Origin of the sequence: Mucilaginibacter phyllosphaerae (genome assembly GCF_004378255.1) — a bacterium.
In the GTDB taxonomy this organism is placed as follows: domain Bacteria; phylum Bacteroidota; class Bacteroidia; order Sphingobacteriales; family Sphingobacteriaceae; genus Mucilaginibacter; species Mucilaginibacter phyllosphaerae.
Genome location: NZ_SNQG01000001.1, coordinates 1,036,836 through 1,054,993 on the forward strand (window position 1 = coordinate 1,036,836; position 18,158 = coordinate 1,054,993).

At 44.7% G+C, this 18,158-nt stretch carries 14 protein-coding genes; 9 read left to right on the forward strand and 5 right to left on the reverse strand.

Annotated elements, in window-relative coordinates; genetic code table 11:
* Nucleotides 1-16: 16 nt before the first annotated feature.
* A complete protein-coding gene (gene rimO, locus E2R65_RS04490; protein ID WP_134335262.1) occupies nt 17-1,351 on the forward strand; it encodes a 30S ribosomal protein S12 methylthiotransferase RimO in 1,335 nt (444 codons plus the stop codon).
* A gap of 256 nt (nt 1,352-1,607) precedes the next feature.
* Nucleotides 1,608-3,218, forward strand: a complete 1,611-nt coding sequence (gene bshC / locus E2R65_RS04495; protein WP_134335263.1) for a bacillithiol biosynthesis cysteine-adding enzyme BshC — start codon at nt 1,608-1,610, stop codon at nt 3,216-3,218.
* Between the two features lie 95 nt (nt 3,219-3,313).
* Here bshC and E2R65_RS04500 read toward each other — a convergent pair whose 3' ends face one another.
* From E2R65_RS04500 to E2R65_RS04515, 4 genes are all read right to left on the reverse strand, one after another.
* Nucleotides 3,314-4,126 carry a hypothetical protein gene (locus tag E2R65_RS04500; RefSeq protein ID WP_134335264.1) on the reverse strand — a complete coding sequence of 271 codons (813 nt, stop codon included), beginning with the start codon at nt 4,124-4,126 and terminating at the stop codon, nt 3,314-3,316.
* Between the two features lie 115 nt (nt 4,127-4,241).
* On the reverse strand, nt 4,242-4,751 hold the full coding sequence (locus E2R65_RS04505; protein WP_134335265.1) for a hypothetical protein: 510 nt from the start codon (nt 4,749-4,751) through the stop codon (nt 4,242-4,244).
* Between the two features lie 179 nt (nt 4,752-4,930).
* Nucleotides 4,931-7,357, reverse strand: a complete 2,427-nt coding sequence (gene galB, locus E2R65_RS04510) for a beta-galactosidase GalB (RefSeq protein ID WP_134335266.1) — start codon at nt 7,355-7,357, stop codon at nt 4,931-4,933.
* 59 nt (nt 7,358-7,416) lie between these two features.
* Entirely contained in the window at nt 7,417-7,890 is a 474-nt protein-coding gene (locus E2R65_RS04515) for a DUF6702 family protein (RefSeq protein WP_240043109.1), read from the reverse strand.
* A 66-nt stretch (nt 7,891-7,956) separates the two neighbouring features.
* Here E2R65_RS04515 and E2R65_RS04520 point away from each other — a divergent pair, with 66 nt between their 5' ends.
* From E2R65_RS04520 to E2R65_RS04550, 7 genes are all read left to right on the forward strand, one after another.
* The gene (locus E2R65_RS04520; RefSeq protein ID WP_134335267.1) at nt 7,957-8,547 is read left to right on the forward strand and encodes a HupE/UreJ family protein; all 591 of its coding nucleotides are present in this window, start codon (nt 7,957-7,959) and stop codon (nt 8,545-8,547) included.
* A complete protein-coding gene (locus E2R65_RS04525; protein ID WP_134335268.1) occupies nt 8,544-10,883 on the forward strand; it encodes a M1 family metallopeptidase in 2,340 nt (779 codons plus the stop codon). The genes E2R65_RS04520 and E2R65_RS04525 overlap by 4 nt, the downstream gene beginning before the upstream one ends.
* Nucleotides 10,884-11,025: 142 nt before the next feature.
* Nucleotides 11,026-11,574, forward strand: a complete 549-nt coding sequence (gene msrA / locus E2R65_RS04530; protein WP_308472305.1) for a peptide-methionine (S)-S-oxide reductase MsrA — start codon at nt 11,026-11,028, stop codon at nt 11,572-11,574.
* A gap of 20 nt (nt 11,575-11,594) precedes the next feature.
* On the forward strand, nt 11,595-12,398 hold the full coding sequence (locus tag E2R65_RS04535; RefSeq protein WP_134335269.1) for a 5'-nucleotidase, lipoprotein e(P4) family: 804 nt from the start codon (nt 11,595-11,597) through the stop codon (nt 12,396-12,398).
* A gap of 72 nt (nt 12,399-12,470) precedes the next feature.
* Nucleotides 12,471-14,912 carry a bifunctional YncE family protein/alkaline phosphatase family protein gene (locus E2R65_RS04540; RefSeq protein ID WP_134335270.1) on the forward strand — a complete coding sequence of 814 codons (2,442 nt, stop codon included), beginning with the start codon at nt 12,471-12,473 and terminating at the stop codon, nt 14,910-14,912.
* A 35-nt stretch (nt 14,913-14,947) separates the two neighbouring features.
* Entirely contained in the window at nt 14,948-15,814 is an 867-nt protein-coding gene (locus E2R65_RS04545; RefSeq protein ID WP_134335271.1) for an aldose 1-epimerase family protein, read from the forward strand.
* Nucleotides 15,815-15,901: 87 nt separating this feature from the next.
* On the forward strand, nt 15,902-16,240 hold the full coding sequence (locus E2R65_RS04550; RefSeq protein ID WP_134335272.1) for a hypothetical protein: 339 nt from the start codon (nt 15,902-15,904) through the stop codon (nt 16,238-16,240).
* A gap of 76 nt (nt 16,241-16,316) precedes the next feature.
* Here the strand turns inward: E2R65_RS04550 and E2R65_RS04555 are convergent, their stop codons facing one another.
* Nucleotides 16,317-18,155, reverse strand: coding sequence for a glycoside hydrolase family 35 protein (locus E2R65_RS04555; protein ID WP_134335273.1), 1,839 nt, complete (start codon nt 18,153-18,155; stop codon nt 16,317-16,319).
* Nucleotides 18,156-18,158: the final 3 nt, after the last annotated feature.

Consider the following 18,158-nt stretch of genomic DNA (forward strand, 5'->3'; position numbering starts at 1 on the left):
CGGTGAAAAAAATATAATGAGAACAAAAGAAATTACAAAGCCGATACTAATAAAGAAGCCCCGTGTAAACGTGGTTACTTTAGGCTGTTCAAAAAACATATACGATAGTGAAGTACTGATGGGCCAGCTTAAGGGCAGCGCCTTTGATGTAGTACACGAATCTGATAAAATGCGCAGCGATGACATCATTGTCATCAATACCTGCGGTTTTATTGATAATGCCAAGCAGGAATCCATCGATACCATTTTGCAATACAGCGAATTGAAGGATCAGGGTAAGGTGGGTAAGGTTATTGTAACCGGCTGCCTGAGCGAACGTTACAAACCCGAGCTGGAAGCCGAAATTACCAATGTGGATGCCTACTTTGGCACCAACGATCTGCAAAACATCCTGCACAGCATAGGTGCTGATTACCGCCACGAATTGATCGGCGAACGATTGCTAACCACCCCATCGCACTTTGCATACTTTAAAATTGCCGAGGGCTGCAATCGCCCCTGCTCTTTCTGTGCTATCCCGCTGATGCGCGGTAAACACGTAAGTACGCCTATTGACCAATTGGTTAAGAACGCCGAAAGCCTGGTGAAGAACGGAACGAAGGAATTGATCCTGATTGCACAGGACCTTACCTATTATGGCCTCGACCTGTATGGCAAGCGTAATCTGGACGAGCTGCTGCGCCGACTGAGTGATGTGAACGGTGTGGAATGGATCAGGATGCAGTACGCCTACCCTTCGGGCTTCCCGATGGAAGTTTTGGATGTGATGAACGAGCGCGATAATATTTGCAAGTACCTGGATATGCCCTTACAGCACATTACAGATAACATGCTAAAATCTATGCGTCGAGGCTTAACCAAGCAAAAAACCATTGATGTAGTGAACGAGATCCGCGACCGTGTACCTAATATAGCTATGCGTACTACGCTGATAACCGGTTACCCCGGCGAAACACAACAGGATTTTGAAGAAATGGCACAATGGGTTGAGGATACCAAATTTGACCGCCTGGGTTGCTTCACCTACTCGCACGAAGAGAAAACACACGCCCATACTTTGGTGGATGACGTACCTGAAGAAGTTAAGCAAGAACGAGCCGATGCCATTATGGAAATCCAACAGGGCATATCTTTCGATAAAAACCAGGAGAAGATAGGCAATACCTACAAAGTGCTGATTGATAAGAAAGACGGCGGTTACTTTGTTGGCCGTACAGAATATGATTCGCCCGAGGTGGACAACGAGGTTTTGATCGATGCAGCTATTGACTATGCAGCAGTAGGTACCTTTGTTAACGTTAAAATTAACACCGCCGAGGACTTTGACCTTTATGGACAAATTGTAAAATAAAACCGATTTTACCGGCCGTGTGTTGCTATTAAGATATTAAAATCTAATTTCGACATCAGTTATAAATGCTGGTATAATATACCCGGCAATTAACTCACCCCGACTACGCTACGCTTGTCGGCCCTCTCTGCTTCGGAAAGAGGGTAAGAAGAAGAGCAAAACCCCCTTTCCGCGCAGCGAAGAGAGGGTGGTCGAGCAAAGCAATGACCGGGTGAGTAAATATACGCCAAGCATCTATATCCGAAATTCACAAACAATGGACGCAGCCTGTATTGACTATAAAGACACCGGGTATTTTTCCCAAACGGTTATTGATTACCTGGAGAATGCTCCCGAATTAAAGTCGTTTTACGGCGAGCGCCCCACCCTGCAAGGTTTTGCTGATTTTTTTGATCATAAAAAAGTTACTGCAGATCGCAACTTGTTAGCAGAAGTTTTGCTGGAACAGTATTTTGGCAACTCTCAAAAAGGCGAGCCAGAGCTGGAATCGGCAGATTTTATTCGCAAACGCATCGAACTGTTAAAAGATAACGATACGTACACCGTTACCACAGGCCACCAGCTTAATATATTCACCGGTCCGCTTTACTTTATTTACAAAATAGTTACTGCTATAAAATTGTGCAGACAGCTTAAAGAAGCCCATCCTGATAAGAATTTTGTACCGGTTTACTGGATGGCATCTGAGGACCATGATTTTGCCGAAATAAACTACACTAACATCGGCGGCAAAAAGGTACACTGGTGGTACGAAGCCTCGGGTGCAACAGGGCGTATCAACCCGGATACCATGCGCCAGGCGCTTAACCAATACAAGGGCGTTTTAGGCATAGACGGCCATTCATCAGAACTGGGCGAAATGGTAGAGACCGCCTACACCAAATTTGATCATCTTGCCGATGCTACCCGTTATTTAGTGAATGCCCTTTTTGGCAGATATGGTTTGGTAATTATCGATGCCGATGATCATCGCCTTAAACAATCTTTTGCGCCGATTATGGAGCGGGATATTATTGAACAGAATAGCTTTAAAAATATTACCGCAGCTAACTTGCAATTACAAAAGTTGGGGGTGCATATACAGGTAAACCCACGCGAGATCAACTTTTTTTATCTGAAGGATAACTTACGCGAGCGCCTTGTTTTTGAGAACGACCGCTACAACGTGATGAATACCGACATCAGCTTTACCGAAGCTGAATTAAAAGAGGAGTTAAAAACCGCTCCGGAAAGGTTTAGCCCTAATGTAGTGATGCGGCCGCTGTACCAGGAGTGCATTTTACCTAACATTGCCTATGTAGGTGGGGGTGCCGAAGTGGTTTACTGGCTGGAATTAAAATCGAACTTTGATTTTTATAAGGTAGATTTCCCTATACTGATTTTGCGTAACTCCGGGTTGGTGATCCGTAAGGAAACGGCTGCCAAGATCAAAGGCATGGAGCTTGCCCCTGCCGAGATCTTTAAAAGCGCCGACGAGATCAAAAACAGCTGGGTAAAAAAACACAGCAACCATGATTTGACCCTGGCCGATGAATGGCGCGAGTTAGAACGCATTTTCGAAAAAATAAAATTGCACTCACACAAAATAGACCGCACGCTGGAACCATCTGCAGCGGCAATACAGGCACGCCTTAAACACGCCATAGATAACCTGCAACGGAAGATGGTAAAAGCCGAAAAGCGCAATTATCAAACCCGTTTAGAACAGATAGAACATATTAAGGCAGATATATTCCCTGGCAACAGTTTGCAGGAACGGCAGGAAAATTTTGGATTAAGCTACGTAAAATGGGGCCAGCTTTTTATAGATGAGCTCATCCGCAATTTTGAACCGCTGGATTTTAAGTTTACCGTACTAACGGAGTAAAGTGATCCACACGTCATTGCGAGGTACGAAGCAATCTACCGACTTTGCATGTGAAGAGACTGCTTCGTACCTCGCAATGACGGCGTAACAAAGGTTTACGGGCAAATTTTACTTAATTCATAATAAGTGGCGGTACTTTTGTTTGGATTTGGTACAATTGGCCCGGATGGATTTAGCGCATTATCGGCGCCGGTGTGAACCTCACTAACCTTTATTTTATCACCGTTATTACTATATGTAAAGTCCGTATAATCTTCACTTAACGCGCCTGAACTTTTATAGGTGTTTGTGATTTTAGAAACGGCGTTAAGAGAAAGCTTTCCTAAATTCTTCTGCGGAATAAAATCATTCAGGATAACGTATATCACATCTGTTTGATCTGTAAGCAGCGCATTTTTGGTGTCAGACAGGTATTTGATAATGTATTGTTCCTGTATTCCGTTACTTTCTATCTTTCTTGTAATAGCAGTTAAATTACCATTTTGATAAGTGAGGCTGTAAGAAATCACATCTGTATAGAAATGATCTTTAATAACACTGATGCGGCCGTCGCTATCATAAATTATTTCTTTGTAGTTATTCTCGTCATGGGCTATTTTAGTTGCCAGCCCTGCCGATAATGTAATTTGATAATCGATCGCGACGCCTTTTACAGTTATCAGGTTATCCGTGTATGATAACACATCGCCATTGCGTTCTACAATATTACCATTCTTATCATAAACGGTTTTAGCGGTATAAAAGTCCCCGGTAAAATTAGCGTTGTTATAATAATCCTGATGATCTTCGCAGGTACGCTCTGCCACCGTCTCAGGTACAGGTTTAGGCGCCGGGTTGTTTTTCTTTGTACAACTAAATAGCAAAGCTGATAGTAATAGCAACGCAAAAGGCAGGTAGATTTTTTTCATGTTTGGGTAACATTCAATAAATCCATTTGTTCTTTCCAGGGTTTGAAAGTTCTCCGGATGTATAAAACAAGAAAGCCGGCGTATGCCGGCTTTCTTGTTTTATGGTTGGTTTAACTTACTTGCTTATAATAGCAACTTTAAATTTACCGTTGGTAAACGTTTTAGTTTTAACAGCCCCGTTGCCCAACGCACCGGTGCTAACTTTTCCCGAAAATGTACCCTCAACTTTATTGGCAGATGCAGCAGTTACGGTAATGGTTTGGATGCTGGCTTCATCATTAAAATAAATATCATCGCCATTGGCGTTAGAAAACGATATGGTTGGCTTATCTTCAAATTCAGATGAAGTAGAAACATAAGTTTTCCCGGCTTTTAAAGTTCCGTAAACCGACATAGAGATGGTGTTACCATCCTTATCTGTACCTTGAATGCTGGTAAATTCTGCACCGTTTAATTCCCCTTTAACGGCAAGCGCATTAGTTGTATAAACGGTGGCAGTACCATCAACATCGGCAGATATGGTACTGGTAGATAATAAATCATCTGTACTATCCTTTTTGCAGGAACTGAATGCAATAATGGTAAATGCCGTAACTAAAAGCATTAGCGCTTTAAATGATCTCATGAATTTTTATTTAATTGTTTATTTATAATTGATTGATTTACTTGAAGTTACTACTGCACGAAAACACACAAATAGTGCGTACATTCTTGTGCAGGCATGCAAAGTAACATCAAAGTTTTATGATACAAAGCCCTGGAGAATAAAGTTGATTACTTCGCGCCGTGTGTTTTACATCATACTTATTTCGCATTCAACTCAACAACTACCGGTTTTAAACCTGCTGTTGTTGCGGTAACGGTAACACGGCCGGGCGTTTCCCTCCCCCTTATAACGGCAAGCGCCAGGCCATGAAATGCCTTCATGTTATCGGCCCTAAAACTATCATGACTAACCGGGTCGCCGTTATCAACAGCGGCAAGGCTGCCGCCTGTTACGGTGAATTTTATCCGGTTATCGGCATTTGGTACCAGCGTACCATCTTTATCTAAAACCTTAACCGTAATAAATGATAAGTCTTTGCCATCCGCAGTAATGGTTTTACGATCAGCTGTTAATTCAATTTTAGCAGTTGCACCGGCAGTTTTAATTTCTTTTATTAAAACCACTTTACCATTTTTGCGGGATACAGCCTTAAGCGTACCCGGTTCAAAAGGTAAACGCCACATTACATGCAAATCGTCGCCGGTTTTCTTTTTGATACCTACCGATTTGCCGTTGAGGTATAACTCTACCTCGTCGGCATTGTTGTAGTAAGCCCATAGGTCAACCATTTGGCCAGGCGCCCAGTTCCAATGCGGGAAAAGGTGCAGCACCGGCTTATCGGTCCACTCGCTTTGGTACATATAGTAAACATCCTTAGGGAAACCCGCCAAGTCCACAATACCGAAGTACGAGCTGCGCGATGGCCAGCTATAAGGTGTAGGCTCGCCCAGGTAATCAAAACCTGTCCAGATATACATGCCAGATAAGTAGTCATGCTTTTTCATTACCTTCCAGGTGGCTTCGTGGGTAGATCCCCATGGTGGTCGCACATTGTCAAAGGCAGATACGCGGTTGCCTTCCCTTACATTCGGCTTATCCCAGGTGCGCGGCCATACCCTGATACTGTCTGACGGGAATTCATAATACCCGCGGGTTTCCAGTCCCGAAGTGGTTTCTGTAGCGATAAACTTTTTACCGGGGAACCTTTCATGGAATTTGGCATAATCAAACTCGTGGTAATTATAGCCAATCAAGTCAAGCGCGCCGGAGGCGATAATGTTGCTGGTTCTGCTGGGGTCGTTATTGGCCGATGTAATGGGCCTGTTATCCATCGCGCGTACGATGCCTGCCAGTTCGCGGGCGATGTTCCTGCCGGATGTATCCGTTTTACTGTACTGCTCCCCTATCTCGTTACCAATGCTCCAAATAAATACCGATGGGTGGTTACGGTCGCGCAGTAGCTGGTCCTGCAGATCGCGCTTATGCCATTCGTCCCAAAATAAATGATAATCATATTTGGTTTTCTCCAGCTTCCACATATCAAAGGCCTCATCCATTACAATAAAACCCATGCGGTCGCACAGGTCCAGCAATTCCGGCGCAGGTGGGTTATGCGAGGTGCGGATACCGTTACAGCCCATGGCTTTCAAGATCTGCAATTGCCTTTCTAACGCGCGGGTATTGATGGCCGAGCCCAGGCTGCCCAGGTCATGATGGTTACAAACGCCCAGGATTTTCATCGCTTTACCGTTTAACGAAAAGCCTTTATCGGCATCAAAATTAAAATAACGGATCCCTAAATTGGCAGTGTAAGCATCAACCTCTTTATTACCGCTAAAAACCTTACTAACCACCCTGTACAGATACGGATCATCTACCGACCACAAACGCGGGTTCTTTACTATCAGCTTGGTTTTCAAGGCAGTCAACGTGTCCGCGGTATTACCTGCCGGGATGCTCCCGCCGCCGGCAATAAGTTTACCTGCTGCATCATAAACATAAACATGCGTACTGATGTTGGCATTGGCCATACCCGCATTCTTTACTTTTAACTCAACAGCTATTTCAGCCTGCTCTTTGCTTACCTGCGGAGTAGTAACATACGTTCCCCAGTGGTCTATAGCTATTTTGGCGGTAGTAACCAGCCATACATTCCGGTAAATACCCGAGCCGGAATACCAGCGCGAGTTTGGCTGCTCGGCATTGTTTACCTTAACAGCAATGGTATTGCTGCCGCCAAAGTTTAAATATGGGGTAAGATCATACCTGAAAGAGATATAACCATTGGACCTGAAACCCAGATGCTGCCCGTTTATCCAAACATCGCTATGCTGGTAAACGCCGTCGAAATCAATATAAATTTGTTTACCTTTTGATGCTGCCGGTACAGTGAATGTTTTGCGGTACCAGCCTATGCCGCCCGGCAAAGCGCCGCCTTCGGGAGTGGCGGGGTTATCTTTACTAAAGGTGCCTTCAATGCTCCAATCATGTGGCAAATTTAAAATGCGCCAGCTTTTATCGGCGGCAGCCGGCTGCTCTGCATGGCTTACATCCCCTAAATGGAAACGCCAGCCTTTATCAAAATCGGCCACTGTACGGGTTTGTTGCGCAAAACAAATTGTGCTGCAAAAAGCCACAGCAACTACAAATGCTATGCTTTTAAAAATGACTGGTAAAGATGACATGGTAAATAGTTATTTAATGTCAAATATACAATTACCGGTTATATAGCAAAGTTTGCCGGCTAAAAACTAAAGCTCGTATCCGCATCCGGCGCATCCAGTTTGGTGCTTTTGCGCTGGCCGCCTACGGTTACATGCAGCATATTGATCTGCTCGGCATGCATGGCGTTCAATAACTCGTCGTGGATGTCTATCTTTTTTACAGTTGATACACCTTTCACTTCAAAATATACCCAGGCGCCGTCCTCTTGTATTTCGTAGCCAACATAGTTTAAGTTTAATACTTTGCCATCAGCCTTAATGCTCAGGTGTTTTTTAACATACTCGCTAATAAAGCGGTTAAGCTGGGCCTTATCGGCAGGTTTTACAATATCCAGCGGGGTTTTATTATCTTTTTCAAGCGCATGCTCCAGGTCATCATAAAACATGCGGCAGCTTACCTCTACGGCTTGCGTTTTAGGGTTGTGTTTAATTTCGGTGACACTCACATAAAACGGGTGGAACAATCCTAACCAAATAATAAATAAAGCCTGCATATTGCCTGTAAAATATATCTTTACGCAAAAAACGCTATTTTTATTGTCAATCGCTAATTAATATCCATGCAGGATTTTGGCTTATACTTTCAGCTTGGCTGGCAACACATCTGCGATTGGCAGGGCTACGACCACATCTTATTTGTTACCGTGCTTTGCGGCACCTACCTACTGGCCGACTGGCGCAAGGTGCTGATACTGGTTACCGCATTCACCATAGGGCATTCCATTACCCTGGCCTTAAGCGTGCTGAACGTGGTAAAGGTAAACACCTCGCTTATCGAGTTTTTGATCCCGGTAACCATAGTGCTGACCAGTTTGGTAAACATCCTCAACAAAGAGCGGTCTGCCATCACTGTACGTTTCAGTTATTTTTTGGCGCTGATATTCGGGCTGATCCATGGGCTGGGCTTTTCTAACTACTTAAAAAGCCTGCTGGGTACCAGCACCAATATTACGGCCGAACTGTTTGCCTTTAACATTGGGTTGGAGTTTGGCCAGGTACTCATTGTGCTTGCCGTGCTTATTATGGCCTATGTAATCATAAAATTACTAAAAACGCCCCGCCGCGATTGGGTGTTATTCCTTTCATCTGCTATATTTGGGATAGCATTCATCATGTGCATCGAGCGCTTTGTATTAATCAAATTCAAATGAAGAAATTTTACGCCTATCTTTCACTTTGCATGTTTGCTTCTACAGCAGCCATAGCGCAAAACGAAAACAACCCCGGATCTAACCACGGCAATAAGTTTGAGCAACTGGGTACCATGTTAAGCACTCCTAACGAATACCGTTCGGCATCGGGCGCACCCGGGCCAAAATACTGGCAGCAAAAGGCCGATTACGAGATAAGTGCCACCCTTAACGATGACAAGCAACGCCTGGACGGTATAGAAACCATTATCTATACCAATAACTCGCCTGATCCGCTTACCTACCTTTGGTTGCAGTTGGATGAGAACGAGCATAAAAAAGATGCCGAAAACCTAAAGTTTGATGAAAGCAAAATGCAAAGCAGGATGAGCATGCGCCAGCTGCAGGGCATTATGGGCCACAACCTTGACCTGGGCAACCACATTGTAAGCATTATGGATGCTAACGGCAACGCACTTAAATACACCATTAACCAGACCATGATGCGTGTGGAATTACCTGCTACCCTACAGCCGGGACAAAAGTTCCGTTTTAAGGTAAGCTGGTGGTACAACATCAGCGACAGGCTAACTATAGGTGGCCGCGGTGGGTACGAGTTTTTCCCTGAGGATAGTAATTACTTGTACACCATGGCGCAATGGTACCCACGGATGGCTGTTTACAGCGATTTCCAGGGATGGCAAAATAAACAATTTACCGGCCGCGGTGAGTTTGCCTTAGCCTTTGGCGATTTTAAAGTGAACCTTAACGTACCCGCCGACCACGTAGTTGGCGGAACAGGCCAGTGTAGTAATTACGCACAAAACTTGAGCACTGCCCAATTAAGACGCTGGAACGAGGCACAAAATGCCACTCAACCTGTTGAGGTAGTTAACCTTAACGAGGTTAAACAATTAATGAAAGGCCACGCCACCGCACGCAAAACATGGAGTTTCCATGCAGAGAATGTGCGCGATTTTGCCTGGGTAAGCTCGCGCCGTTTGGTGTGGGATGCCATGAGCACCCGTGTAGATGGCGGTAAAAAAGTGATGGCAATGTCATACTACGGCCCCGAGGCTTATGGCTTGTATCGCCGTTACTCAACCAAAGTTGTGGCACATACCCTGCGCAGCTACTCAAAAACTACCTTCCCTTACCCATACCCGGTTGCCATATCTGTAGAGGCATCAAACGGTATGGAATACCCGATGATATGCTTTAACTATGGCCGTACCGAAAAAGACGGCACTTACAGCGAGGCTACCAAAAACGGTATGATAGGCGTGATCATCCACGAGGTTGGCCACAACTTTTTCCCGATGATCGTAAACTCTGATGAGCGCCAGTGGACCTGGATGGACGAAGGGTTGAACACTTTTTGCCAATACCTTGCCGAGCAGTCATGGGATGCTAATTACCCATCGCAGCGCGGCCCGGCCTACAAGATAGTTGATTATATGAAGCTGCCAAAGAACGAGTTGGAGCCCATCATGACCAACTCAGAGAACATCACCCGTTTTGGCCCCAATGCTTATGCTAAACCGGCAACGGCTTTAAACATCCTGCGCGAAACCGTAATGGGCCGCGAGCTGTTTGATTATGCCTTTAAAACCTACGCACACCGCTGGGCCTTTAAACACCCTACCCCTGCCGACCTGTTCCGCACCATGGAAGATGCATCGGCTGTGGATCTGGATTGGTTTTGGCGCGGATGGTTCTTTAGCACAGACCCGGTTGATATTTCTTTGGACAGCGTTAAATACTACCGCCTGAATACCAAAAACCCGGCAACAGAGGCATCTTTTGACCGTGCAACTTTTGACCGCAACCTGGAGAACATCAGTACCAAACGCAACAAAGCCGCAGGCGAAAAATTTGAAGTAGAGGCAGATACCGCCCTGCAGGATTTTTACAGCAAATGGGACCGCTTTGCAGCTACCCCCATGACCACCCAAAGCTACCAGACCATGTATAACGGCCTTAGCCCGGAAGAGAAGAAGATGTACGATAGCAAAAATTTCTTTTACGAGTTAAGCTTTGCCAACCGTGGCGGTTGTGTATCGCCATTGATAATTGAGTGGACCTACACCGACGGCACTAAAGAAACCGAGAAGATCTCGGCCTATATTTGGCGCCATAACGAGCAAAAGGTAACCAAAGTATTTGCTAAAGCCAAAGAGGTACGCTCCATTAAACTTGACCCGGAACGCGAAACTGCCGACATTGACGAGAGTAACAACAGCTGGCCACGAGAAACGGCACCAACCAGGTTTGAGCTGTTTAAACAGCAAAGCTTACCAAGAGGCGCTACCAGCGGTAGCAACCCCATGCAAGAATCAAGAAAAACCACACCATAACATAACAAAAAATGCCCCGGTAATACGGGGCATTTTTGTTATGGATGAACAGAGAGATATTGTCAAAAAGTAATCAAACTGCCATAAAGAGTACATCGTGGTTTAATTGTAAACCAAAGTAAGCTTACATTCGTTTATCCAGATGATGAACATACAGAAAATAACATTAGGCAACGGTTGCTTTTGGTGTACCGAAGCCATCTTTCAATCCGTTAAAGGGGTAATGTCAGTAACATCAGGCTACACAGGCGGCCATACCCAAAACCCTACTTACATGGAAATTTGCAACGGCGATACCGGCCATGCAGAAGCATTGGAGGTAGAGTTTGATGCCGACGTTTTGTCTTTAGATGAGTTGCTGTTGGTTTTCTTTAAAACCCACAATCCTACTACACTTAACCGCCAGGGCAATGATGTTGGCACACAATACCGTTCGGCCATATTTTATCATAATGATGAACAAAGGCAGCAGGCAGAAGCCTTAATCAAAAAACTGACTGAAGAAAAGGTTTTTGATAAGCCAATTGTAACCGAAATTAGCCCTGCAAGCGAATTTTACAAAGCGGAAGATTATCACCAGAATTACTACAATGATAACCCGCTGAAGCCATACTGTGCCTTTGTGATACAACCTAAATTAAATAAGTTTGTTAAAGAATTTACCGACAAGGTAAAGCCCGAACTTTTATAATAACTGCATAGCCCACCGAGATGAAAAAACAATTTGCTGCATTGCTGGCAGGAACCATATTATTTGCAGCCTGCTCCACCCCAAAGAAAACCCAAAGCGCTTCTATAGCCAACAATGGCAAAGTTTGGGCTTCGCTTTGGCAGCAGCGGTCGGCAGAGTACAAGGCTTTGTGCTACCAGGCCTACAATACGGCCAGGTGGCGTTTAGATGAAGCCTTGAAAAATCCCGGAAGCAAACCGCCTGCCATAATTACTGATATTGACGAAACGGTTTTAGATAACAGCCCGTATGATGCCATGCGTGCTGCCAACAATCAGGAATTTAGCCCCGCTACCTGGAAAGCATGGACCGCCAAGGCCGTAGCCGATACCGTGCCCGGCGCACCGGCATTTCTTAAATATGCAGCATCAAAGGGGGTAACCATATTCTATATCACTAACCGCGATGAGGATGAACGCGCGGCTACCATTAAAAACCTGCAGTTATACAACCTGCCCAATGCAGATAACGCGCATTTGCAGCTAAAACAAACCACCTCCAGTAAAGAAACGCGCCGCCAGCAGGTATTAAAAAAATTTAACGTAGTACTGTTATGCGGCGATAACCTGCCGGATTTTGATTTACTGTATGATAATCAACCCACCGAAGCTAACAGGGAAGCCACTACCAAACAATTAATGAAGGAATTTGGCAACAAATATATTGTGCTTCCTAACCCATCCTACGGGGATTTTGAAGGTGCATTGTTCAATTACAATTATAAGTTATCCGGCGCACAAAAAGACTCTGTTATCAGGGCGAAGGTTAAGGTAGATAAGCAGTAAACTATATTAAGCTTTTGTTAAGCCCTGCGCATTTGGCAAGGTATTACGTACTTTTGGGTACACTGCCTTTTTATGAAACAAAAATTATTTCTCAGCATCCTTGTATTTGCTTTAACGGCTGCTGCATTTGCCCAAAACAAACCGGGTAAACTACTCAATGGCCAGTTGCTTTTACCCAATGGATGGAAACTAAGCCCCGCCGGGCGCTCCCTGCCATTGGGCGACCTGCCGCTTAATATGCAATTATCACCTTCGGGCAAATTGCTTGCAATTACCAATAACGGCCAAAGCACCCAATCGTTACAATTGATAGATCCGCGAAACGAAAAGCAGCTGGACCAGCGGGAACTAAAAAAATCGTGGTATGGTATAGCCTTCAGCAGCGATGAAAAAAAGCTATACGCATCCGGCGGTAATGATAATTGCATCCTTACCTTCCATATCAACAACAATAAATTGGGAATGCCGGATACCATTAAACTTGGCGCCCCCTGGCCTGCAACTAAAATATGCCCAACCGGTATAGCTGTAAATAAGGCTAATACACGCCTGTACACCGTTACTAAAGAAGATAGTGCCTTATATGTTATTGACCCCGCCGCCGGTTCCGTAATCAATAAAATAAAACTACCTGCCGAGGCTTACAGCTGCATCTTATCGCCCGACGGCAAAACGCTGTACATATCGTTATGGGGAGGTGATAAAGTTGCCTTTTACAACACCATTAGCCAAAAGCTTAGTTTTTTAAACACCGGCAGCCATCCAAACGAATTATTGCTGAATAAAAAAGGCACTTTACTTTTTGTCGCCAATGCTAACGACAACTCTGTTTCGGTTATCAGTACAGCTAATCATCATGTTTTAGAAACGGTTGCAACATCCTTATACCCAACGCACTTAACCGGCTCAACCACCAACGGGTTTGCCTTATCTGCCAACGAAAAAACAATTTATATAGCCAATGCCGATAACAATTGCCTGGCCGTGTTTGATGTATCTAACCCCGGCAACAGTAAAAGCCTGGGCTTTGTCCCGGTGGGCTGGTATCCAACTAATGTAAAGGTTTTAAATAAAAAGATCCTGGTATCCAACGGAAAAGGCTTTACCTCTATGGCCAACCCGCAGGGGCCGCAGCCGGTAAAAAAGGCTGATAACAGCGGCTACCAAACCGGGGCCAAAAACACCCGCGACCAGTACATTGGCGGGTTATTTAAAGGCACCTTATCTTTTATTGATGCACCTAACGAAACGCAGCTAAAAGCATATACCAAACAGGTTTACGCCAATACACCTTTTAACAATAAAATTGCTGCAAAGGCAAACGGCGAAACCGGCAACCCAATACCACGCCGAAAAGGCGAAAAATCGCCCATAAAACACGTTTTTTATATCATCAAAGAAAACCGAACCTATGACCAGGTTATGGGTGATGTTACCGCAGGGAACGGCGATACCTCGCTTTGTATTTTTGGCAGGCAGGTAACCCCAAATCACCATGCCATTGCAAATGATTTTGTACTGATGGATAATTTTTACGTTGATGCCGAGGTAAGCGCCGACGGCCACAACTGGAGCACCGCTGCCTATGCAACCGACTATACTGAAAAGACATGGCCAACCAGCTATGGCGGCCGTGGCGGCACTTACGATTACGAGGGCACGCGCAAAATAGCCTACCCACGCGATGGCTACATTTGGGATTATTGTAAACGCGCCGGGGTAAGCTACCGCACCTATGGTGAATTTGTAAAGGATGGCGAACATGGCGGAGCAAGTTTAAAATCACTGCAGGGGCATTATTGCAAACAATCGCCGGGGTTTGATATGGATGTGAAAGATGTAACCCGCGTAGCCATCTGGAAGCACGATTTTGACTCCTTGTTTACTGTTAACGCCGTTCCGCAGTTCAACAGTATCCGTATCTCTAACGACCATACCAGCGGGCAAAAAAAAGGCGCTTATACGCCTGTTGCCTGTGTTGCTGATAATGACCTTGCTATAGGTCAATTTTTAGAACACCTTTCAAAAAGCAGCATCTGGAAAGAATCTGTAGTATTTATACTGGAAGATGACGCCCAAAACGGGCCCGACCATGTGGATGCGCATCGCTCGCCTGTGTTTGTTGCAGGGCCGTATGTAAAACGTAACGCCATTAATCATAACATGTACTCTACATCGGGCGTATTGCGTACTATCGAACTGATATTGGGCCTGCCGTCAATGAGCCAATACGATGCTGCAGCAGTGCCTTTGTTTGATTGTTTTACAGCTACCCCCAACCTGCAACCCTACATAGCTAAACCGGCAGAGGTTGACCTGGAGAAGCGTAATGTGGCTACTAATAAAAGTAGTGTAAGATCAGAAGCATTTAACTTAAAAGAAGCCGATGCCGCGCCGGACCTTGACCTGAATGAAGTGGTTTGGAAATCAGTTAGGGGCGAAGATGCTATAATGCCCGCACCTAAACGCAGCGCCTTTGTTATTTTAGAGAAAAAGAAACACGACGACGATTAAATTGTTAAGTTAGCCATAACCAAACCCATTAGGTAATGACTATCCTTGAAAATGATTTTTTAAAAGTTGCCATTGATAGCAAAGGCGCACAGCTAACATCCATATTTAATAAAGAAACGGGCTTAGAACAACTTTGGCAGGCTAACCCGGATGTATGGGGCTACCACGCGCCAAACCTGTTCCCGATAGTTGGCGGTTTGCTAAATAACGAATTGCATGCCGATGGCCAAACCTACTCCATGAGCAGGCATGGCTTTGCGCGCCAGTCGGAATTTATTTTGCTGGATAGCGATGAAGTGCATGCCGGTTTTTCGCTGCCAAATTCAGAGAAAACGCTGGCGGTATTCCCTTATAAATTTGATTTTCAGGTATTATATACCTTAATAGACAACGCCCTGCGGATAACTTACAAAGTTATTAACAGGGATAATAAACCCGTTTATTTTTCGGTAGGCGGGCACCCGGCGTTTAATGTGCCTTTTAATGCCGGCGAAAGCTATGAGGATTACTACCTTGAATTTGAAACACAGGAAAACCTGGAAACACATCTGTTAAATAAAGACGGCCTGTTTAGCGGTGAAACGCACCCGGTGCCAACGCCCGGTAAAAAGCTTGGTTTAACGCGGGAATTGTTTGCAGAAGATGCGCTGGTATTTAAAAACCTGCAATCGCGCATGGTGACTATTAAAAGTACCAAACATCACCAAACCCTCTCTGTTGAATTCCCTCATTTTAACTATCTGGGGCTGTGGGCCAAGCCGGGCGCAGATTTTGTTTGCATTGAGCCCTGGCTGGGATGTGCAGACAGCGCTGGCGAACCCAAAGATATTAAGGCGAAAGAAAACATACAGAAAGTGATTACAGGCCATGTTTTTGAAGCCTCTTATTACATCAGTATTTAAAGAATGTTAAATTTTAAAATTTTTTAAAACATTTAATTTGTTTTAATCCTTATCTGTAAAAACAATATAACTTACAACATTACCACTATGAAAAAGAAAATTTATCTAATTGCCATGACAATGCTACTTACAGTAGCTGCCTTTAACAGTAATGCTGCAACTTTTACTGACAACAAAGACGCTTACAAAGAAGCTGCTGCCAACATGACCAAAGAGCAGAAAGAAGCCCGTGTTGAAGAAATTAAACTGCGTGTGAACGAGATTAAAGCAATGGACAAATCTCAATTAAACAAAGCAGAGAAAAAAGAATTAAAAAGCGAACTGAAAAACCTTAAACAAGAAGCACAGGCCATGGGTGGCGGTGGTGTTTATCTTTCAGTTGGTGCGATCATCATCATCATCCTGGTTTTGATCCTGATCCTGTAATCAGCGTAATCAAAATGTTTTATAACCACAAAGGGCGCCAAAATGGTGCCCTTTGTGGTTTAAGCCATTATGGTTTTTATTCTTTCACTACTTCGTTCAGCACGGGGTGATCAAGTGTAGATATCTCGGTATGGCCGCTCTTCAGTTCATCAAAGATCACAATTTCGTTGGTACCTTTTTTTAACCAGGCAGCCGGCACATATAGGGTTTGCTGCGGGCCAATGTTCCAGTACTTACCCAGGTTGTGGCCGTTCAAAAATACAAATCCCTTCCCAAAGCTTTTCATATCCAGGTAAGTATCAACCGTTCCGCGCAGCGAAAAGGTACCGCGATATAGTGCGGGCTGCAGTTCGGCCGCGTTTTGTACCGGGGCATATTTAAACCCGGCAATTGCGGCAAACGGAAATTTATACATTTTCCAGTTCAGTAGTTCCTGTCCGTTAAGGGTTACCTTGTCGGTAATTCCCTGTCGGTTATCTATCAAATATGGGCCATAATTAATGCGGCCATTATTTTCTACCAGTATATCTAAAACGCTGTTGGCCGTTGGGCTGTTCAATTGCAACGAATCCTGCTTTAAACGGCGGTCTAATACGCTGATGCGTTTACCGTTCAAATACACCGTAGCATAATCACGCATTTCTTTAATTTTAAGCAAGCCGTTTGCTGCGTTTGCCAGTGTTGTGCGGTATAATACAAAGCCATAACCCTGGTCTATATCCTCAAAGCTTAATGGCTTTTCAGATTCTACCGGGGTGCCTAAATTTTTAAACAAATTGGCAACACCGCTAACTTTTATCACCTCTAAACCAAATGTACGTCGCTTTTTTTCAGGCACATCCGGCAGCGTTTGCCCGGCTGGCAGGTGTTTTTTAATAACCTCTCTAAACTGATAAAACTTTGGCGTAGGGTTACCTGCTTCATCCAAAGGTGCATCATAATCATAGCTGGATGTTTGTGGGGCATAGGCTTCGGTGCGGCTCATGTTGGCGCCATTCATAAAATCGCGCGTGGTACCGCCATGAAACATGTACATATTGATAGAGATACCGGCAGATAAGATCCCATCCAGCTTTTTAGCATCTTCATCGGCATTGCTTTTATTATGTGGTTTTCCCCAGCTATCAAACCAGCCCGGATACCATTCTGCTACGTAATACGGGCCTTTGCCGTTATGGTGTTTATTGATCAGCTCTTTTACCTTAGCGGGGTTATCTTCGCCGTTCACTGCAGGTAAATAGCCCGGCAGATAGCCGGCAGGCATCTGGGTAGCGCCGTCACAGGTAAACAGCAAACCATCAAACCCTACCTCACGGAAGATCTTAGCGTTCATTTCCAGGTATTCCTTATCGTTACTAAAAGAACCGTATTCGTTCTCTATCTGCACCATCAGGATGTTACCGCCTTGGTTTACCTGTAAAGGGGCCAATTGCTTACCCACCTCTACCATATAGTTACGGTAGGCATTAATAAAGGCCGGCTCTTTACTACGCACCTTCATGTTTTTATCTTTAAGCAGCCACCAGGGGTAACCGCCAAATTCCCATTCGGCACAGGCATAAGGGCTTGGGCGCATTACTACCCACATCCCCTCTTCTTTACAAATACGCACAAATTCGGCCACATCATTATTCCCTGTAAAATCATACGTGCCCTGCACAGGCTCGTGCGCGTTCCAAAAAACGTAAGTACCAATGGTATTTAAACCCATAGCCTTCGCCATTTTGATACGCTCTCGCCAGTATTCGCGCGGAATGCGCTGGTAATGCATTTCGCCCGAGATCATTTGCAGGGGCTTGCCATCCAGTAAAAAGTCAATATCGCCCAGGGCAAATGTATGGGTTGTAGTTTGTGCGTTTGTTACCGTTAAGCTGCTAAACAACAGCGTGCAGTATATGAGTATTTTTTTTAGCATGTT

What these genes read in the sequence shown, in the direction of transcription:
- rimO (WP_134335262.1), top strand. Translation starts at nt 17, where the DNA reads ATGAGAACAAAAGAAATTACAAAGCCGATACTAATAAAGAAGCCCCGT.
- E2R65_RS04500 (WP_134335264.1), bottom strand. Translation starts at nt 4,126, where the DNA reads ATGAAAAAAATCTACCTGCCTTTTGCGTTGCTATTACTATCAGCTTTG.
- galB (WP_134335266.1), bottom strand. Translation starts at nt 7,357, where the DNA reads ATGTCATCTTTACCAGTCATTTTTAAAAGCATAGCATTTGTAGTTGCT.
- bshC (WP_134335263.1), top strand. Translation starts at nt 1,608, where the DNA reads ATGGACGCAGCCTGTATTGACTATAAAGACACCGGGTATTTTTCCCAA.
- E2R65_RS04540 (WP_134335270.1), top strand. Translation starts at nt 12,471, where the DNA reads ATGAAACAAAAATTATTTCTCAGCATCCTTGTATTTGCTTTAACGGCT.
- E2R65_RS04525 (WP_134335268.1), top strand. Translation starts at nt 8,544, where the DNA reads ATGAAGAAATTTTACGCCTATCTTTCACTTTGCATGTTTGCTTCTACA.
- E2R65_RS04520 (WP_134335267.1), top strand. Translation starts at nt 7,957, where the DNA reads ATGCAGGATTTTGGCTTATACTTTCAGCTTGGCTGGCAACACATCTGC.
- E2R65_RS04555 (WP_134335273.1), bottom strand. Translation starts at nt 18,155, where the DNA reads ATGCTAAAAAAAATACTCATATACTGCACGCTGTTGTTTAGCAGCTTA.
- E2R65_RS04515 (WP_240043109.1), bottom strand. Translation starts at nt 7,890, where the DNA reads ATGCAGGCTTTATTTATTATTTGGTTAGGATTGTTCCACCCGTTTTAT.
- E2R65_RS04545 (WP_134335271.1), top strand. Translation starts at nt 14,948, where the DNA reads ATGACTATCCTTGAAAATGATTTTTTAAAAGTTGCCATTGATAGCAAA.
- msrA (WP_308472305.1), top strand. Translation starts at nt 11,026, where the DNA reads ATGATGAACATACAGAAAATAACATTAGGCAACGGTTGCTTTTGGTGT.
- E2R65_RS04550 (WP_134335272.1), top strand. Translation starts at nt 15,902, where the DNA reads ATGAAAAAGAAAATTTATCTAATTGCCATGACAATGCTACTTACAGTA.
- E2R65_RS04505 (WP_134335265.1), bottom strand. Translation starts at nt 4,751, where the DNA reads ATGAGATCATTTAAAGCGCTAATGCTTTTAGTTACGGCATTTACCATT.
- E2R65_RS04535 (WP_134335269.1), top strand. Translation starts at nt 11,595, where the DNA reads ATGAAAAAACAATTTGCTGCATTGCTGGCAGGAACCATATTATTTGCA.